This window comes from Ensifer soli (genome assembly GCF_041928815.1).
Lineage (GTDB): Bacteria > Pseudomonadota > Alphaproteobacteria > Rhizobiales > Rhizobiaceae > JBHFEI01.
Genome location: NZ_JBHFEI010000001.1, coordinates 340,356 through 355,097 on the forward strand (window position 1 = coordinate 340,356; position 14,742 = coordinate 355,097).

Consider the following 14,742-nt stretch of genomic DNA (forward strand, 5'->3'; position numbering starts at 1 on the left):
CTCTGGGGACCCCGCTCACCGGAACGCCTGAGATCACAGCCCCAGGATCGAGAGCATGACGAAGGTGGCAAAGAGCACGAAATGCGTCATGCCCTCGATCGCATTGGTCTCGCCGTCGTTGAGGTTGATGGCGGCGACGACCAGCGTGATCGCGACCATCACCGTCTGCACCGGCGTCATCGCCATGATGAAGGGCTGGCCGGTATAGAGCGCGATCGCCTCCATCACCGGCACGGTGAGGATGACGGTGGAGAGCGACGCGCCGAGCGCGATGTTGACGACGGCCTGCATCCGGTTGGCGAGCGCGGCCCTCATCGCCGTCAGGATCTCCGGCGCGGCCGAGATGGTCGCGACCACGATCGCGGCGATCGCCGGCGGCGCGCCGCTGCCGCGCAGGCCCTCGCCGAGCAGCGTCGACATCATCTCTGCCAGGACGCCGATCACCACGATGCCGAGGACGAGGAGGCCGATGGCCCGCGTCACCGGTTCCTCCTCCTCCGTCCCGTGCTCCGCGGCGGAGGCGGCGCGCGGCGCGCGCGGATAGGCATAGGAGAAGAAATAGCTGTGCGCGCCCACCTGCATGCGCAGGAACAGCGTGTAGAGCAGGATCATCGCGCCGATGGTGAAGGCGGAATAGAAATGCCATTTCGCCTGCGGGATGAATTCCGGCACCACCATCGAAATGCCCATCGCCGTCAGGATCATCACGCTGTAGGTGCGGCTGGAATCGTCGTTGTAGGGCTGCTCGCCGTGCTTCAGGCCGCCGAGAAGCGCGGCAAGGCCGAGGATGCCGTTGATGTCGAGCATGACGGCGGCGTAGATCGTGTCGCGGACCAGCGTCGGCGAGCTTTCCCCGCCCATCATGATCGCCAGGATGATCACCTCGACGAGCACCGCCGACAGCGTCAGGATCATCGTGCCGTAGGGATCGCCGACCCTGGCGGCCAGCACCTCGGCATGGTGGGCGACGCGCATGGAGGCGGCGACGATCGCGACGATCAAAAGCCCCGCACCGATGAGCGCCGTCATTCGTCCCGCGTCGAGCAATGTGTGCTCGGCCATGGCCCCGGCCGCGGCGGCGAGGATGGCCGCGATCAGCAGGCGTTCGGATTTCAGGATGGACAGCATGGGAAAACTCGCTGGGATCGACGGAATAGGGCGCACCCGTGAACGGTCCGCCGGGCAATCGTCCGGAACACCTTCCTTCTTTGTTTTAAAGTGATCGCCGATGCAAGGGCGGATGGACCGTTTGCCACCGGTCTGTCCTTAGGTCCCACGCCGAGACGCCTGCGAATTCAGGATTATTTTCCTCTCCATATTTACTCAGGGAACCGCTTCGGCTAGGGTATCCCATGCTCGTTCCCGCACCGTTCGGGCGTGCCGGCCTTTCCGGGATCCAGGATGCTTTCACACGACCGCATATGGGGCGCGATCGATGCGCTCGCCGAAAGCCACCAGCTTTCCCCCTCCGGTCTCGCGCGCCGCGCCGGTCTCGACCCGACCGCGTTCAACAAGTCGAAGCGCCAGTCCGGCGATGGCCGCGAGCGCTGGCCGTCGACGGAATCGATCGCCAAGGTGCTGGAGGCGACCGGCGCCTCCCTGGAACAGTTCATGGAACTGATGCGCCCGGCGCCCCCCGCCTCCGGCCTGCCGGAGGGAAGCTTTCCGCCGCAGGCCGGCTCGATCCCGCTGCTGGGCTTCGCCCAGGCCGGGTCGGGCGGCTTCTTCGACGATGGCGGCTTTCCGGCGGGACAGGGATGGGACATCGTCGAGTTCCCGAAGAGCCCCACGGAGCAGACGGGGGTCTACGCGCTGGAGATCCAGGGCGACAGCATGGCGCCGCTCTACCGCGACGGCGACGTGCTGATCGTCGACCCGGGCGCGCAGGTGCGGCGCGGCGACCGCATCGTGCTGAAGACCCGCGACGGCGAGGTCATGGCGAAGATCCTGCTGCGCCGTTCGCCCCGCAGCATCGAACTCCTGTCGCTCAACCCCGAGCATCCGAACCGCAGCTTCGACCTTGCCGATGTCGAATGGATCGCCCGGATCATCTGGGCCAGCCAGTGATGCGGACGCGGCAACCGGGCCTCCGCGCCCTAGGATCATTTTCCTGATGCGTGGGCAGATGTTTCTCTCCGCCGGCCATGGCGTGGCGATCCTCGCCTTTCTCGGCCTGCTCGCCGCCGGCAGCGTCCGCATCGGCGCGCGCGAGGCGGACCCGTCCACGACCTTCGTGCTCGAGACGCCGGACGGCGACGGGGCGGAGGTCGATCCCCCGGGAACGCCGTCCGAAGATCCCATGCCTTTCGACGCAGGGACGATGCCACCGGCAACCGACGAGGCGGTGGAGAGCGCACCCTTGCGCGAGGTGCCGGCCGACCCAGGCGTGGACGCCAGGGACGGCACGCCGCTCGAACGGGTCGCGCCGCGCCCCGCCGCGTCCGGCACACAGGGTGAGGCGCCGGCGAAGCCGGTGCTCCTTGCCCGTCCGGTGCCGCTCAATGCCGGGTTGATCGCCTTCGATCACAGCCGGCGGCTGCAGCTCGACGGGATCGAGCCGCAGGATGCGGCGCGGCGCTGCGGTGCCGACGAATGGCCCTGCGGCGCGCTCGGCCGGACGGCGTTCCGCAACTTCCTCCGCGGCCGCTCGATCGCCTGCGACGTGCCCTCCGCCACCTGGGAGGAGACGGTGACGGCCCGGTGCACGGTTGCCGGCCAGGACCTCGCCGAATGGCTCGTGCGCAACGGCTGGGCCGAAGCCGGTCCCGGCTCCGCCTTCGCCGAGGCGGGGGACGACGCGCGGGCGGCCGGCCTCGGCATCTTCGGCACGGACCCGCGCCGGCGGCCGGTCCAGCCGTCGCCGCTGCCGCCGATCATGCCCGAGGACGGCGCGACGGACACCTTGTAAAGCGGCCCCGCGCTTCCCACACTGAAAGGCGCTCTCCACACTCCAACAGGATCCTTCCCGCATGAAAACGCTCAGCCACCACGACGCCCTCGTCTATGTCATGGTGACGATGTCGGCCGTCGACAGGACGATGACTGACCAGGAACTCGCCCGCATCGGCCGCCTCTGCCGCTTCCTGCCGGTCTTCGACGGTTTCGACGACGAACGGCTCGTCGCCGTGTCGCGCGAATGCGGCGCGCTGCTCGCCGGGGCGGAGGGTCTCGACATCGTTCTCGAAGTGATCCGCGAGGCGCTGCCGCCGCGCCTCTTCGACACGGCCTATGCGCTCGCCGTCGAAATCGCCGCCGCCGATCTTTCAGTGCGCGACGAGGAGATCCGACTCCTGCAACTCTTGCGCGACCGGCTCGGCCTCGACAAGCTGACCTGCGCCGCGATCGAACGCAGCGCGATCGCGAGGTTCCGCGCCTGAGGTCTCAGTCCGATCCAATCGAATCAGAACGACGCTCCCAGCGCTCTGTTTTGAAGCATGGTCTTGCGGAGGATCCCCGTTCCACTCCGTCCGGATGATGCTCCAAGGCCACGCAGAGGCGATCAGTAGATGCCGTCCGGGAAATAGCGCAGATAGAGATCCGCGAGTCGCCCCTGACGCGACAGCGCGAGCAGCGCGTGGTCGAGCGCCTGCGTCAGCAGCGGCGCATCGCGGCGATGCAGGATCGCAAGCCCCTCGCCGAGGAAACGCTGGGAGACATAGGCGCCGTCGATGAGGCTGCAGCAGCCGGCGGCCTCGGTGCTCGCGACCCAGAAGGAGAGCTGCACGCCGTCGGAAAAGGCGGCGGCCACCTCTCCCATGCGCAAGGCCGACAGCATGGCGCCGCGCGCCGGAAAGGCGCGGGCGTTCAGCTTGGGGAAGAAGGCGCGGAACATCGCCTCATGCGTCGTTCCCGCGACCACGCCCACCGGCTTCCCCGCAAGGCCTGCGACATCGCCCTTACCGCCGGCCGCCTTCGTGTTGACCGCGAAGCGGGCCGGAAGCTGCATGTAGGGCCGCGAGAAGGCGTAGCGCCCGCGCAGCTCCGGCGTGACCGCGATGCCGGCGATGATCGCCTCCCCCTCGCCCGCATCGAGCGCCGGGCGCAGCTCGTCGAAGGGCAGCGCCTGGATCTGGCATTTCGCCTCGATCTCCAGCTCCCGGCAGATCTCGCGCGCGAGATCGACATGGAAGCCCGACAGCTTCCCCGACTGGTCGATGAAATTGAAGGGCGGGAAATCCACCGTCGTCAGGAAGCGCAGCCGCGCCAGGGGCGTGAGATCCGGCTGGGCGATGCGCTCGCGCGCGTCGAAGAGCAGCGGCAAGGCCGGTCGCGCCGGATCCTGCGCCCGAGCCTGCGGCAGGCAGAATGCGGACATTGCGGAGACAAGCACGAAAAGCCCGTAAAATCTTAGGGATGTCCGGAACGGGTTTGGCATTATCTTCAAGGACCGGGAATGCCGCGTCGGCGGGAGTTGCGGAGGCATGCAGACCTATCCCTACAGTGATGCCGCAGCCCCGGTCAATCTGGAGGGGGTGCCGGCGGCATCGTCGCCCCTGCCCGCCCCCGCCGCCTCCGTCGACCTGTCGGACCGGTTCCGGGAATGGCGGACGCTGTACGACCTCGGCATCGAGCGGGCGCTGCTCGCGCGCTGCCTCATCGGCGCGCAGAAGGGAGGCACGACGATCGAGGCCCAGCTCGTCGCCTGCGGCGAGGCGGTGCAGCGGATCTACTTCGCCGCCGTCGCGCGCGTCCTCGGCCTGCCCTTCCTCGCCGAGATCGAACCCGACGCCGTTCGCGACACGCCGGCCCTCGACCTCCAGCTGCTCTGCCCGGAGCTGGTGCGCGTCTATCATCCGACGCGCCCGCCCGTGGTGGCGATCGTCCCGCCGCTTGCGGGCCTGGAGGCGATCGCCGAGGCGATGGCGGCGCGGCCCGGGCTTGGCGCGAGCCTCGCCGTGACGACGCCGGCGGCATTGCGTCGGGCCGTCTGGGGCGCGGGCGGGCGGCGCAGGGTCGAGGCGGCGGTCGGCACCCTCTTCGAGCAGGCGCCGCATCTCAGCGCCCGCGTCACCCTGCAGGGAATGCAGGGCTTCGCGATCGGCCTTCTGGTCTGGGGCATCGCGACCGCGGCCTATGCCGTGCCGCTGGCGAGCATCATCGCGCTCCATCTCGCCCTCTCGCTCTTCTATCTCGGGCATCTGGCGATCCGCATGATGGCGCTCGGCGCGCGGCTGCCGGAGCGGATCGCGCCCCTGCCGGGCGAAGAGGCGGAGCTTCCCGTCTACACGGTGCTGGTCGCGCTCTATCGGGAACGCGCCATCGCCGCCCAGCTCGTCGGCGCGCTGAACCGGCTCGACTGGCCGCCGGACCGGCTCGACATCAAGCTCGTCTGCGAGGCCGACGACCGCGAGACGATCGACGCCCTCAAGGCCGAAGGTCTGGCGGCCCATTACGAGATCGTCGAGGTCCCGCCCCGCCTGCCGCGCACCAAGCCGAAGGCGCTCGCCTATGCGCTCGCCGGCGCGCGCGGCAGCCTGATTACCGTCTACGATGCCGAGGACCGGCCGCATCCGGGCCAGCTACGCTCCGCCTATCGCCATTTTCGCAAGGGTCCGGACCGGCTCGCCTGCCTGCAGGCACCGCTGATCGTCACCAACAGCGGCCGCTCCTGGCTGAGCGCCCTGTTCGCGCTGGAATATTCCGCCCTCTTTCGCGGCCTGCTGCCGCTGCTCGCCCGCGTCGGCCTGCCGCTGCCGCTCGGCGGCACGTCGAACCATTTCCGCACGCAGGCGCTGAGGGACGCCGGCGGCTGGGACCCCTACAACGTCACCGAGGACGCCGATCTCGGCCTGCGCTTCTGCCGCCTCGGCTATACGGTCGGCGTCCTGCCGGAGCCGACGCTGGAGGAGGCGCCGACGGAGGTGCGGGTCTGGCTGGCGCAGCGCACGCGCTGGTTCAAGGGGTGGCTGCAGACCTGGCTGGTGCTGATGCGCGAACCGCGCCGGCTGAGGCGCGAGATGGGCAGCGCCGCCTTCCTCGTCTCGCAGGTGCTGATCGCGGGCATGCTCCTGTCGTCGCTGAGCCACCCCTTCATCCTCGCCTTCCTCGTCTATCTCGGCTGGCTGCTGGCCTTCGGCGACTTTGCCGCGCGGCCGGTCCTGAACGGCGCGCTGCTCGGCTGCGACATCGTCAACATCTTCGGCAGCTATACGGTGTTCATCCTGCTCGGCCTGCGCAAGATGGGCCGCCTCGAGCGCCGTGCCGTCGGCTGGCGATGGCTCGCCGCGCCCGGCTACTGGCTGCTGGTGTCGCTCGCGGCCTGGCGGGCGGTCGTGGAGCTCAACCGCCGCCCGTTCCAGTGGAACAAGACGCCGCACAAGCCGGTGTCAGCCGGAAAACCATGAGCATTGGATCGTGGGAGGGCTGGAGCGGGCAGCGGGAATCGAACCCGCACGAAAAGCTTGGGAAGCTTTCAGGCTACCACTACATCATGCCCGCAGCCGGGATGCAAAATCCATGAAGCGGCGCGTCGTGTCAAGCCGGCCGGCGTCACGCCATGCGGAAATGCTTGGAGAGCTTCAGCCCCTGCGCCTGGTAGTTGGAGCCGAGGCCGAGGCCGTAGAGGCCGGCGGGGCGCTCCAGCATGTGCTCGTAGACCAGCCGGCCGACGATCTGGCCGTCCTCGAGGATGAAGGGCACCTCGTGGCTGCGCACCTCCAGCACAGCGCGGCTGCCGCCGCCGCCGGCCGGGCCATGGCCGAAACCCGGATCGAAGAAGCCGGCATAATGGACGCGGAACTCGCCGACCAGCGGATCGAAGGGCGTCATCTCGGCCGCGTAGAGCGGCGGTACATGCACCGCCTCGCGCGAAACGAGGATGTAGAACTCGTCCGGATCGAGGATCAGCTCGCTGCGGCCGCGATTGTGGAGCGGCTCCCAGAAGTCGAGCACGTCGTGCACCGCCTTGCGGTCGACGTCGATCACGGCGGTGTGGTGCTTGCCGCGATAGCCGATCAGCCCGTCCGGCCCCGTGCCCTTGAGATCGATCGACAACGCGATGCCATTGCCGGTGACGTTCGGGCTTTCGCTCGCCACCAGGGTATCGGTCCCGTGCAGGGCCGTCAGCGCCGCGCCGTCGAGCAGCGCGTCGCCGATGCGGAAGCGGATCTGCGACAGGCGCGAGCCGCGCCGCACGACGACCGGGAAGGTGCGCGGGCTGATTTCCAGATAGAGCGGCCCGCGATAGCCGGGCGCGATCTTGTCGAATTCCTGCGCCCGGTCAGTGATGACACGGGTGAAGATGTCGAGGCGACCGGTCGAGCTCTTCGGGTTGGCCGAGGCCGACATCTCCTCCGGCAATTCCAGGCTTTCCATCAGCGGCACGATATAGACGCAGCCCGTCTCCAGCACCGCCCCCTCGGTGAGGTCGACGACGTGCAGCTTCAGCCTGTCGAGCTTGTCGGCGACGAGATGGGCGGGGCCCGGCAGGAAGCTCGCCCGCACCCGATAGGCCTTGGGGCCAAGGCGCAGGTCGAGGCTCGCCGGCTGGATCTGGTCGCCGTCGAGCGCCGCGTCGGCCTTCAGCCGGCCGGTTTCGAACAGCGCCGCGATCGCGCGGTCCGGGAGTATTCCTGAAGTCCGGCCCATCGTCTCTTTCCCCTTCGCTCGGCTGCGACAAAACCAAATACGGCCAATTGACGCAAGCGGAAGCCGGCAGTATGAGAGGCTTATTCCCGTGGTGATTTGGCCGGCCGGCTTGCAGCCACGTTAAAGAAGTCGCTAAAAAAGGCCGGGTTCGACGAACCGGCCCTGCATTGCACGGCCGGTTTTTTTGTTGTGATAGGGACTGCACATGAGCAAGAACTGGCGCCCGGCAACCCGACTCGTCCATGCCGGCACGAGCCGCTCCCCCCATGGCGAGACCTCCGAGGCGATCTTCCTGACGCAGGGCTTCGTCTACGAGACCTCGGAATCCGCCGAGGCCCGCTTCAAGGGCGAGACCGACGGCTTCATCTATGCGCGCTACGGCAGCCCGACCAACGCGATGTTCGAGGAGCGCATGTGCGCGCTCGAGGGTGCGGAGGACGCCCGCGCCACCGCCTCGGGCATGGCCGCCGTCTCCGCCGCCATCCTCTGCCAGCTGAAGGCCGGCGACCACATCGTGGCGGCGCGCGCCCTCTTCGGCTCCTGCCGCTGGGTGGTCGAGACGCTGGCGCCGAAATACGGCATCGGCTGCACGCTGATCGACGGCCGCGACCTCGACACCTGGGAGAAGGCGGTGACGCCGGCGACCAAGGTGTTCTTCCTCGAAAGCCCGACCAATCCGACGCTCGAGGTGGTCGACATCGCCGGCGTGGCGGCGATCGCCAATGCGCACGGCATCAAGGTGGTGGTCGACAACGTCTTCGCCACGCCGCTCTTCCAGAAGCCGCTCGAACTCGGCGCCCATGTCGTCGTCTATTCGGCGACCAAGCATATCGACGGCCAGGGCCGCTGCCTCGGCGGCGTCATCCTGTCGTCGAAGGACTGGATCGACGAGAACCTGCAAGACTATTTCCGCCACACCGGCCCGGCGCTCTCGCCCTTCAACGCCTGGACGCTGCTGAAAGGCCTGGAGACGCTGCCCCTGCGCGTGCGCCAGCAGACGGAGAACGCGGCGAAGATCGCCGACTTCCTCGCCGGACGCAACGAGGTCGCCCGCGTGATCTATCCCGGCCGCGCCGACCATCCGCAGGCCGACATCATCGCCCGGCAGATGACCGGCGGCTCGACGCTGGTCTGCTTCGAGCTGAAGGGCGGAAAGGAGGCGGCCTTCGCCTTCCAGAACGCGCTGGACGTGGTGCGCATCTCCAACAATCTCGGCGACGCCAAGAGCCTGATCACCCATCCGGCGACGACGACGCACAAGAACCTGACGGAGGAGGCGCGGCAGGAGCTCGGCATCTCGCCCGGCACCGTGCGGTTTTCGGCCGGCATCGAGGACGGCGACGACCTCGTCGAGGATTTCGCCCGCGCGCTCGACGCCGTGCGCGCCTGACGCCGATGCTAGGAACGGCCGCCATGCTGCGGCCGTTCCTTTTCGATACGCGTGTCAAGAACAATCGGCGCGATCTTTGTGCTTTCTTGACGAAGTTCCGCTAATGTATGGAAAAGAAAGGTCGAAGCAGCCGGCGGTCTCCGCGGCGGGAGGCCGGAGACGGGCCGGCGAGGCAAGGGATGATCAGATGTATCGCGCCAAAACACGCGACATCGAGGTGACGGTCGAACCGTATTACCTCGAGGAACAGTCCGATCCGGATGACAGCCGCTATGTCTGGGGCTATCGCATCGTCATCGCCAATCATTCCGAGATCGCCGTGCGGCTGCTCAGCCGCTACTGGCACATCACCGACGAGAACGGCCAGGTCGACGAGGTCAGCGGCCCCGGCGTCATCGGCGAGCAGCCGCTGCTCAACCCCGGCGACAGCTACGAATATTCGTCCGGCTGCCCGCTCGACACGCCGTCGGGCGTCATGTTCGGCCGCTACGGCATGCAATCGGCCGACGGCGACACGTTCGAGGTGGACATCCCCGCCTTCTCCCTCGACACGCCGGGCCTCGTGCGCACGCTCAACTGAAAGCTCTCCCGCCGGGGACGCGGGACGGCCGTGCGTGTCACTGCGGCAGGATTTCCGCAGCCTCGAAACGGTAGGTCGTCGAGCAGAACTCGCAGGTGACCTCGATGCCGCCCTCCGTCGACACATGGTCGATCTCCTCGCGGCTGAAGCCCGCGAGAACCTCCGCCAGCTTCTCGCGCGAGCAGCTGCAGCGATCCAGGACCTCCTGCGACGGGAAGACCGTGACACCGCGCTCGTGAAACAGCCGGTAGAGCAGCCGCTCGACGCCGACGGTCGGATCGGTCAGTTCATCCGCATCGACGCTCGCGACCATGACCTGCGCTTCCGACCAGAGGTCGTCCTCGTTCGAGAGCGTGTCGCGGGTGTCGCCGTCGCCGCCGTGCAGGTCGGGATGGCGCATGCGCTCCAGGGCCTGCGGCAGGAACTGCGCAACGAGACCGCCCGCCCGCCAGCGATGGCGCGGCCGGCCCTCGCCGTCGCGGTCGATCAGCTCGGCCGCCTCCAGCCGCACGCGGGTCGGGATCTGCTCCGACTGGCGGAAATAGACGCCGGCGATCTCCTCCAGCGTGGCACCGTCGAGTTCGACGATGCCCTGGTAGCGCTGCGTGTCCGGGCCCTGGTCGATGGTGAAGGCGAGCACGCCCTTGCCGAGCAGGTCGTGCGGCGCCGTCCTTCCGGCGGCAACGGCGGCGGCGAGCGCGTCGGCGTCGAAGCGGGCATAGGCGCGCACCGCCTGCGGCGTCGAGAAATCCGCCACGACGAGATCGACGGGCCCGTCGCCGCGGGTCTGGACGATCAGCTTGCCGTCGAACTTCAGCGAGGTGCCGAGCAGCACGGTCAGCACGATCGTCTCCGCCAGAAGGCGGGCGACCGGGGCCGGATAGTCATGGCGGCCGAGGATGGCGTCGAGCATCGGCCCTAGCTGGACCGCCCGGCCGCGCACGTCGAGCGCGTCGACCTGGAAGGGCACGACGTGATCGTCGCCGGCATGGCCGAATTCGCCAAGAACGCTTTCGGTGGTGGTCATGGTCAAAACTCCCGCGCCCCCGACCCGCGGTCGATCACGGGACGAGGCGCATGTCAAAACGGGCGCAAGGCGCCCTCGCCTGTTCGGTATGGGCCGCATGTAGGAATTCGCCGATCGTCATCAAGGGGACGGCATCAGGCGACAGACCGGGGCGGTTCCGTTTAGAATGCGTTGAGGCACCAGGCGAGGATCGACTTCTGGGCGTGCAGGCGGTTCTCCGCCTCGTCGAAGACGACCGACTGCGGTCCGTCGATCACTTCGTCGGTCACCTCCTCGCCGCGATGCGCCGGCAGGCAATGCATGAACAGCGCTCCCGGCGCCGCCTTGGCCATCAGGGCGCTGTTGACCTGGTAGGGCTGGAAGACGTTGTGGCCGCGGGCGCGGTGCTCCTGGTTCATCGACACCCAGGTGTCGGTGACGATGCAGTCGGCGCCGGTGACCGCCTTGTCGGCATCATGGGTCAGCACGATGTCGCCGCCATTGTCGCGGGCCCAGTTGAGGAACCTGTCCTTCGGCTCGGAGCCGAGCGGCACGGCCATGGTCATGCGGTAACCGAAGCGGGCCGAACCCTCGACCAGCGAATGCAGCACATTGTTGCCGTCGCCGGTCCAGGCGAGCGTCCTGCCCTTCACCGGGCCGCGATGCTCCTCGAAGGTCATGATGTCGGCCATGATCTGGCAAGGGTGGGTGTCGTCGGTCAGCCCGTTGATGACCGGTACGGTCGCGTGCTCGGCAAGCTCCAGCAGGCGGTTGTGGTCGGTGGTGCGGATCATGATCGCATCGACATAGCGCGACAGCACCTTGGCCGTGTCGCCGATCGTCTCGGCGCGGCCGAGCTGCATCTCGGTGCCGGAGAGGAACAGCGTCTCGCCGCCGAGCTGGCGCATGCCGACATCGAAGGAGACGCGGGTGCGGGTCGACGGCTTCTCGAAGATCATCGCCAGCATCTTGCCGGAAAGCGGCTTGTCGTCGGTGCCCGCCTTGGTCGCCACCTTGCGCAGCTTGGCGTCGTCGATGATGACGCGCAGGTCGCCGGCCGTCATTGCCGAGAGATCGAGAAAATGCCTGGTGCCGGCCATGTCCGTCTGTCCCTGTCCTTAGCTGTCGTCGCCTTCCGCCGGTCAGGCGGTCTTCCGTTCCGTCGCGGCCGTGATCCGTTCCGCCGCCCGCTCGAGACGCGCCAGCCCCTCGCGCGCCTCCTGCGCCGTCGTCGTCAGCGGCGGCAGCAGGCGCAGCACGTTGTCGCCCGCCGGCACCGCCAGCATATGCTCCGCCCGCACGGCCTTCAGGAACTCCGCCGGCGGAATGCGGGTCTTGACGCCGAGCATCAGCCCCTCGCCGCGGATCTCCTCGACCAGGTCCGGGTAGCGGTCCTTCAGCGAGGCGAGCCCCTGGCGGAAGACCAGCGCCACGTCGCGGACATGCTCGAGGAAGCCATCGGCCAGCACGACGTCGAGGACGGCATTGCCGACGGCCATCGCAAGCGGATTGCCGCCATAGGTCGTGCCATGGGTGCCGACGACCATGCCGGCGGCGGCCTCCGCCGTCGCGAGGCAGGCGCCGAAGGGAAAGCCGCCGCCGATGCCCTTGGCGACCGCCATGATGTCCGGCGTGATGCCGGCCCATTCATGGGCGAAGAGCTTGCCGGTGCGGCCGACGCCGCACTGGACCTCGTCGAGGATCAGGAGCAGGCCGTATTCGTCGCAGAGCGCCCGCAGTTCCTGGAGAAACGCGTTCGGCACCGGCCGGATGCCGCCCTCGCCCTGCACCGGCTCGATCAGGATCGCCGCGGTCTCCTCGGTGATCGCATCCTTGACCGCCTGCATGTCGCCGAAGGGTACCTGCAGGAAGCCCGGCACCTTGGGGCCGAAGCCCTCGAGATACTTCGCCTGCCCGCCGGCGGCGATCGTCGCCAGCGTGCGGCCGTGGAAGGCGCCCTCGAAGGTGATGACGTGGAACTTTTCCGGATGGCCCTTGGCGAAATGAAAGCGGCGCGCCGTCTTGATCGCGCATTCCAGCGCCTCGGCGCCGGAATTGGTGAAGAAGACCTTGTCGGCGAAGGTCACCTGGGTCAGCCGGCGGCCGAGCGTCTCCTGCCCGGGCACCTCGTAGAGATTGGAGAGGTGCCAGAGCTTGTCGGCCTGCCCCTTCAGGGCCGCGACCAGATGGGGATGGGAGTGGCCGAGCGAGCTGACGGCGATGCCGGCGGCGAAATCGAGGTAGCGCGTCCCGTCCTCGGCGATCAGCCAGACGCCGTCGCCGCGCTCGAAACGCAGCGGTGCGCGGGCATAGGTGTCGTAAAGCGGCGTGGCGTCGGCCATCTCGCGTCTCCCTCGATCGCTGCGGTGGAATGCCCGCGGATCAGGCGCCGCTGGCCCGAACACCGGCCCGAAAAATCAAAAACCGCCTTTCGGCGGCGCCGCACTATCATCATTTTTAGGCTGTGATGTCAACAAAGCGACGCCGTTTCGCCGCATGCGGGAGGGCGAAAACGCCGATCGATTTTTTTGGCCGGAAGGGCTTGCAAAAATGCCACGGCCTGAAAGCAAGTTGGGGAAAACCCAGATTTCGATTCGCAGCGATTCCATGGACTCTTGCCACGGAGTCCCCGGGCCGGTACCTTAATATCCGATTAAGAGACGCATGCGGCGGACCTAGTCACCGAAACACAAGTTGTCGCGTTGGCGCTCCGCCGGATGGCCGGGGCGGGATGGTTGATTCCATCGATGCCGGCGCCGGGACACGGGAGACGATGATCATGAACTGGACGGACGAGCGGGTCGAGAAGCTGAAGAAGCTGTGGTCGGAGGGGCTCAGCGCCAGCCAGATCGCCGCCCAGCTCGGCGGCGTCAGCCGCAACGCGGTGATCGGCAAGGTGCACCGGCTGAGCCTGCCGGGACGCGCCAAGGCCGGCGGCCCCGCCGCCGCGACACGCAACACCAAGCGCACCACCTCCGCCCCGAAAGCGCCGAACTATGCTGCGACCCGGGTGACGACGCGCACCGTGGTCCACCAGGCCGGCGCGACCATGCTGAAGGAAGAGGTCGAAGTCGCCGAGGAGGTCGTCGAGACGGTGGTGGAAGTGGCGCCGGTCCGCAGCAACGTCGTGGTTCCGATGACCCGCAGCATCGGCCTCACCCAGCTGACCGAGCGCACCTGCAAATGGCCGATCGGCGATCCGCTGAACGAGGAATTCCACTTCTGCGGCAACGACTCGCCCGACAGCTCGCCCTATTGCAGCTTCCATGCCCGCATCGCCTATCAGCCCTCCGCCGAGCGCCGCCGCGCCCGCTGACGGGGCAGGCCGGGACGGACCGGTGCCGATCTCAAAGACGAAAGCGACCGTGACCCTTTCCGGATCACGGTCGCTTTGTTTTACCGTTGCGGAATACGGCGCCCGTCAGCTCTCGAGGGAATAGCCGGCGCCGCGGACCGTGCGGATCACGTCCTGCATGTTGGAGAAATTCAGCGCCTTGCGCAGCCGGCCGACATGGACGTCGACGGTGCGCTCGTCGACATAGATGTCATGCCCCCAGACGCCGTCGAGGAGCTGCGAGCGCGAGAAGACCCGGCCCGGCGAGGTCATCAGGAATTCGAGCAGGCGGAATTCGGTCGGCCCCAGCCGCACCTCGCGCGACTTGCGATGGACGCGGTGCGTCTCGCGGTCGAGCTCGATGTCGCCGCATTTCAGCAGGGTCGACAGGACCTCCGGCTTGGCGCGGCGCAGCATCGCCTTGATCCGCGCCATCAGCTCTGGCGTCGAGAAGGGCTTGACGACATAGTCGTCGGCGCCGGTCGCAAGGCCGCGCACCCGCTCGCTCTCCTCGCCGCGCGCCGTCAGCATGATGATCGGCAGGCGCTCCGTTTCCGGCCGCTGGCGCAATCTCCGGCAGAGCTCGATGCCGGACACGCCGGGCAGCATCCAGTCGAGGACCAGGAGGTCCGGCACGCGCTCCTGCAGCCGGATCTCCGCCTCGTCGCCGCGATGGATCGTGTCGACCTCGAAGCCCTCGGCCTCGAGATTGTAGCGCAGGAGCACGCTCAGCGCCTCCTCGTCCTCGACAACGGCAATTCTCGGATTCATGGGGTCTGTTGCTCCCTGGCATGAGGCCCGCGGTCGGCGGGTCGCGGGACGGAAAACGTCCTCCCGCCGCAGCC

Annotated in this window: 14 protein-coding genes, 1 tRNA gene and 1 riboswitch; of the genes, 7 read left to right on the top strand and 8 right to left on the bottom strand. The window is 68.0% G+C overall.

Features of this window, described 5'->3' with window-relative positions; translation table 11 throughout:
• Positions 1–33: 33 nt before the first annotated feature.
• Complete coding sequence (locus ACEVQ6_RS01500) at positions 34–1,128, bottom strand: calcium:proton antiporter (RefSeq protein WP_374887115.1); 1,095 nt, start codon at positions 1,126–1,128, stop codon at positions 34–36.
• A gap of 273 nt (positions 1,129–1,401) precedes the next feature.
• On the opposite strand from ACEVQ6_RS01500, the gene ACEVQ6_RS01505 reads away from it, so the two are divergent.
• The 3 genes from ACEVQ6_RS01505 (at position 1,402) to ACEVQ6_RS01515 (ending at position 3,377) form a co-directional block, all read left to right on the top strand.
• Positions 1,402–2,067: a S24 family peptidase gene (locus tag ACEVQ6_RS01505; protein ID WP_374887116.1), complete on the top strand. Its 666-nt coding sequence runs from the start codon at positions 1,402–1,404 to the stop codon at positions 2,065–2,067.
• A 46-nt stretch (positions 2,068–2,113) separates the two neighbouring features.
• Positions 2,114–2,908: a thermonuclease family protein gene (locus ACEVQ6_RS01510; RefSeq protein ID WP_374887117.1), complete on the top strand. Its 795-nt coding sequence runs from the start codon at positions 2,114–2,116 to the stop codon at positions 2,906–2,908.
• Positions 2,909–2,969: 61 nt separating this feature from the next.
• Positions 2,970–3,377, top strand: a complete 408-nt coding sequence (locus ACEVQ6_RS01515; protein ID WP_374887118.1) for a tellurite resistance TerB family protein — start codon at positions 2,970–2,972, stop codon at positions 3,375–3,377.
• A gap of 122 nt (positions 3,378–3,499) precedes the next feature.
• Here ACEVQ6_RS01515 and ACEVQ6_RS01520 read toward each other — a convergent pair whose 3' ends face one another.
• Complete coding sequence (locus tag ACEVQ6_RS01520) at positions 3,500–4,315, bottom strand: transporter substrate-binding domain-containing protein (RefSeq protein WP_374887119.1); 816 nt, start codon at positions 4,313–4,315, stop codon at positions 3,500–3,502.
• Between the two features lie 106 nt (positions 4,316–4,421).
• Here ACEVQ6_RS01520 and ACEVQ6_RS01525 point away from each other — a divergent pair, with 106 nt between their 5' ends.
• On the top strand, positions 4,422–6,344 hold the full coding sequence (locus ACEVQ6_RS01525) for a glycosyltransferase family 2 protein (RefSeq protein WP_374887120.1): 1,923 nt from the start codon (positions 4,422–4,424) through the stop codon (positions 6,342–6,344).
• 20 nt (positions 6,345–6,364) lie between these two features.
• On the opposite strand, the gene ACEVQ6_RS01530 is transcribed toward ACEVQ6_RS01525, so the two are convergent.
• Positions 6,365–6,438: transfer RNA gene (locus ACEVQ6_RS01530), tRNA-Gly, on the bottom strand.
• A 51-nt stretch (positions 6,439–6,489) separates the two neighbouring features.
• Positions 6,490–7,587: a 2'-deoxycytidine 5'-triphosphate deaminase gene (locus tag ACEVQ6_RS01535; protein WP_374887121.1), complete on the bottom strand. Its 1,098-nt coding sequence runs from the start codon at positions 7,585–7,587 to the stop codon at positions 6,490–6,492.
• 78 nt (positions 7,588–7,665) lie between these two features.
• A riboswitch (SAM riboswitch) is annotated at positions 7,666–7,745 on the top strand.
• A gap of 47 nt (positions 7,746–7,792) precedes the next feature.
• Between ACEVQ6_RS01535 and ACEVQ6_RS01540 the strand changes: the two genes are divergently transcribed.
• Both ACEVQ6_RS01540 and apaG read left to right on the top strand, forming a co-directional pair.
• A complete protein-coding gene (locus ACEVQ6_RS01540; RefSeq protein WP_374887122.1) occupies positions 7,793–8,977 on the top strand; it encodes an O-succinylhomoserine sulfhydrylase in 1,185 nt (394 codons plus the stop codon).
• Positions 8,978–9,164: 187 nt separating this feature from the next.
• Positions 9,165–9,557: a Co2+/Mg2+ efflux protein ApaG gene (gene apaG, locus ACEVQ6_RS01545; protein WP_374887123.1), complete on the top strand. Its 393-nt coding sequence runs from the start codon at positions 9,165–9,167 to the stop codon at positions 9,555–9,557.
• Positions 9,558–9,594: 37 nt separating this feature from the next.
• On the opposite strand, the gene ACEVQ6_RS01550 is transcribed toward apaG, so the two are convergent.
• From ACEVQ6_RS01550 to ACEVQ6_RS01560, 3 genes are all read right to left on the bottom strand, one after another.
• The gene (locus tag ACEVQ6_RS01550; RefSeq protein ID WP_374887124.1) at positions 9,595–10,584 is read right to left on the bottom strand and encodes an Hsp33 family molecular chaperone; all 990 of its coding nucleotides are present in this window, start codon (positions 10,582–10,584) and stop codon (positions 9,595–9,597) included.
• A 161-nt stretch (positions 10,585–10,745) separates the two neighbouring features.
• Entirely contained in the window at positions 10,746–11,663 is a 918-nt protein-coding gene (gene argF / locus ACEVQ6_RS01555; RefSeq protein WP_374887125.1) for an ornithine carbamoyltransferase, read from the bottom strand.
• A 42-nt stretch (positions 11,664–11,705) separates the two neighbouring features.
• Entirely contained in the window at positions 11,706–12,905 is a 1,200-nt protein-coding gene (locus ACEVQ6_RS01560) for an aspartate aminotransferase family protein (RefSeq protein WP_374887126.1), read from the bottom strand.
• A 437-nt stretch (positions 12,906–13,342) separates the two neighbouring features.
• On the opposite strand from ACEVQ6_RS01560, the gene ACEVQ6_RS01565 reads away from it, so the two are divergent.
• Positions 13,343–13,879, top strand: coding sequence for a GcrA family cell cycle regulator (locus tag ACEVQ6_RS01565; RefSeq protein WP_374887355.1), 537 nt, complete (start codon positions 13,343–13,345; stop codon positions 13,877–13,879).
• A 105-nt stretch (positions 13,880–13,984) separates the two neighbouring features.
• Here ACEVQ6_RS01565 and phoB read toward each other — a convergent pair whose 3' ends face one another.
• Positions 13,985–14,668 (bottom strand): phosphate regulon transcriptional regulator PhoB, encoded by a 684-nt coding sequence (phoB, locus tag ACEVQ6_RS01570; protein ID WP_374887127.1) that lies wholly within the window; start codon positions 14,666–14,668, stop codon positions 13,985–13,987.
• Positions 14,669–14,742 lie beyond the last annotated feature (74 nt).